Source organism: Desulfocastanea catecholica (genome assembly GCF_054657295.1).
In genome coordinates, this window is the sequence record NZ_BAAHYZ010000083.1 from 1 (window position 1) to 3,148 (window position 3,148).

The following is a 3,148-nucleotide window of genomic DNA, read 5'->3' on the forward strand; positions in this document are numbered from 1 at the left end:
GAAGGTAACAGTAGTTGAGAACTTAAAAGTTTAATCAAGTTTTATGGATAAGCTATTAAGGGCTAACGGTGGATGCCTTGGCATCGGAAGGCGATGAAGGACGTGGTAAGCTGCGATAAGCTTCGGGGAGTCGTTAACAGGCTTTGATCCGGAGATTTCCGAATGGGGAAACCCGGCAGGAGTTATATCCTGTCATTTATTACTCAATACATAGGTAATAAAAGCGAACGCAGGGAATTGAAACATCTTAGTACCTGCAGGAATAGAAATCAATGTAGAGATTCCGTCAGTAGCGGCGAGCGAAAGCGGAAAAGCCCAAACCGGACGCAAGTCCGGGGTTGTAGGAGCCCGACATGGGATTGAAAATGTATAGCGGAACAGTATGGAAAGGCTGATCATAGACGGTGATAATCCGGTACGCGAAATACAGTTTCACCCTAGGGATATCCTGAGTACCACGGGACACGTGAAACCCTGTGGGAATCTGGGAGGACCATCTTCCAAGGCTAAATACTAACCGATGACCGATAGTGAACGAGTACCGTGAGGGAAAGGTGAAAAGAACCCCGGGAGGGGAGTGAAATAGAAACTGAAACCGTTAGCCTACAAGCAGTAGGAGCACTATGTATTTATACAGTGTGACTGCGTGCCTTTTGCATAATGAGTCAACGACTTACCCTATGCAGCGAGGTTAAGCCGAGAGGTGGAGCCGCAGCGAAAGCGAGTCTTAACTGGGCGATGAGTTGTATGGGGTAGACCCGAAGCCGGGTGATCTATCCATGGCCAGGGTGAAGTCTCGGTAACACGAGATGGAGGCCCGAACCGATATAGGTTGAAAACTGTTCGGATGAGCTGTGGATAGGAGTGAAAGGCTAATCAAACTCGGTGATAGCTGGTTTTCTCCGAAATATATTTAGGTATAGCCTCGCATGTTGACTGACGGAGGTAGAGCACTGACAAGACTAGGGGTCCCACCGGATTACCAACTCTTTTCAAACTCCGAATACCGTCAAGTTCGAGTGCGGGAGTCAGACTACGGGAGATAAGTTCCGTGGTCGAAAGGGAAAGAACCCAGACCGTCAGCTAAGGTCCCTAAATCTATGCTAAGTGGAAAAGGATGTGGAATTGTTTATACAACCAGGAGGTTGGCTTAGAAGCAGCAACCCTTTAAAGAAAGCGTAATAGCTCACTGGTCTAATGATACCGCGCCGAAAATTTAACGGGGCTAAGCATAGTACCGAAGCTACGGGTTCGATAAGCTGATTTAAGTGTATTAATATAAGCTGGAAGGATAGTTACATTAAGCGAGCGCTTTTTGCTCGCAACTCCCCTCCCCGGCTAAGCAAATTAATAGGTTTAAATCAGCTTATCGAGCGGTAGGAGAACATTGTGGCCGCCTGTGAAGGTACACCGAAAGGAGTGCTGGAGGTTCCACAAGAGCTTATGTTGACACGAGTAGCGAAAAACAAGGTGAGAAACCTTGTCGCCGAAAGCCTCAGGTTTCCTGTAGTCAAGTTAATCTGCTCAGGGTTAGTCGGCTCCTAAGGCGAGGCCGAGAGGCGTAGTCGATGGGAAACAGGTTAATATTCCTGTACCACTTTCATAGCGTTTGATGATAAGGGGGGACGGAGAAGGTAAGGCCATCCGGGCGTTGGTAGTCCCGGTTTAAGCGTGTAGGTGGAGGACTTAGGCAAATCCGGGTCCTTATTCAACACTGAGGCGTGATGACGATGTCTTTTAGACAACAAAGTGGCTGGTTCCATGCTTCCAGGAAAATCCTCGTATCTAGTTATGAATGTGACCGTACCGTAAACCGACACAGGTAGGCAGGTAGAAGATACCAAGGCGCTTGAGAGAACTCTGGTTAAGGAACTCGGCAAAATAGCACCGTAACTTCGGGAGAAGGTGTGCCTGCATGGTGAAATTATTTACTGATTGAGCCTAGTCAGGTTGCAGTGAAATGGGGGGAGCGACTGTTTACTAAAAACATAGGACTCTGCGAAGTCGAAAGACGAAGTATAGGGTCTGACGCCTGCCCGGTGCCGGAAGGTTAAGGGGACTTGTCAGCCGCAAGGTGAAGCAATGAACCGAAGCCCCGGTAAACGGCGGCCGTAACTATAACGGTCCTAAGGTAGCGAAATTCCTTGTCGGGTAAGTTCCGACCTGCACGAATGGCGTAACGATTTCCCCACTGTCTCAACCAGGGACTCAGCGAAACTGTAGTACCGGTGAAGATGCCGGTTACCCGCAACTAGACAGAAAGACCCCGTGAACCTTTACTATAGCTTGGCATTGGTTTTTGAGATAACATGTGTAGGATAGGTGGGAGACTTTGAAGTCGGCACGCCAGTGTCGATGGAGTCACCCTTGAAATACCACCCTTGTTATCTTAGGAATCTAACTGCGGTCCATTATCTGGATCCAGGACATTGTCTGGTGGGTAGTTTGACTGGGGCGGTCGCCTCCTAAAGAGTAACGGAGGCGCGCGATGGTTCCCTCAGGCTGATTGGAAACCAGCCGTAGAGTGTAAAGGCATAAGGGAGCTTGACTGCGAGAGGGACACCTCGAGCAGGTACGAAAGTAGGTCTTAGTGATCCGGCGATTCCGCATGGAAGGGTCGTCGCTCAACGGATAAAAGGTACTCCGGGGATAACAGGCTTATCTCCCCCAAGAGTCCATATCGACGGGGAGGTTTGGCACCTCGATGTCGGCTCATCACATCCTGGGGCTGAAGCAGGTCCCAAGGGTTTGGCTGTTCGCCAATTAAAGTGGTACGTGAGCTGGGTTTAAAACGTCGTGAGACAGTTTGGTCCTTATCTGTTGCGGGCGCAGGATATTTGAGGAGATCTTTCCCTAGTACGAGAGGACCGGGATGGACGAACCTATGGTGCACCAGTTGTTCCGCCAGGGGCATTGCTGGGTAGCTAAGTTCGGCAGGGATAACCGCTGAAAGCATCTAAGCGGGAAGCCCACTTCAAGATAAGATATCCCATGGTGTAAGCCATCTGAAGGCTCGTTGTAGACCACAACGTCGATAGGTCGGGTGTGGAAGTGTGGTAACACATGGAGCTTACCGATACTAATCAGCCGTGCGGCTTATCCATATCTTTTGATTTTTACTCTACTGACTACCCTACTATTCAATTAT

The 3,148-nt window shown here is 49.3% G+C and carries 1 rRNA gene; it reads left to right on the forward strand.

Annotated elements, in window-relative coordinates:
* Positions 1-45: 45 nt before the first annotated feature.
* Positions 46-3,104: ribosomal RNA gene (locus ACYQ8U_RS22820) — 23S ribosomal RNA — on the forward strand.
* Positions 3,105-3,148 lie beyond the last annotated feature (44 nt).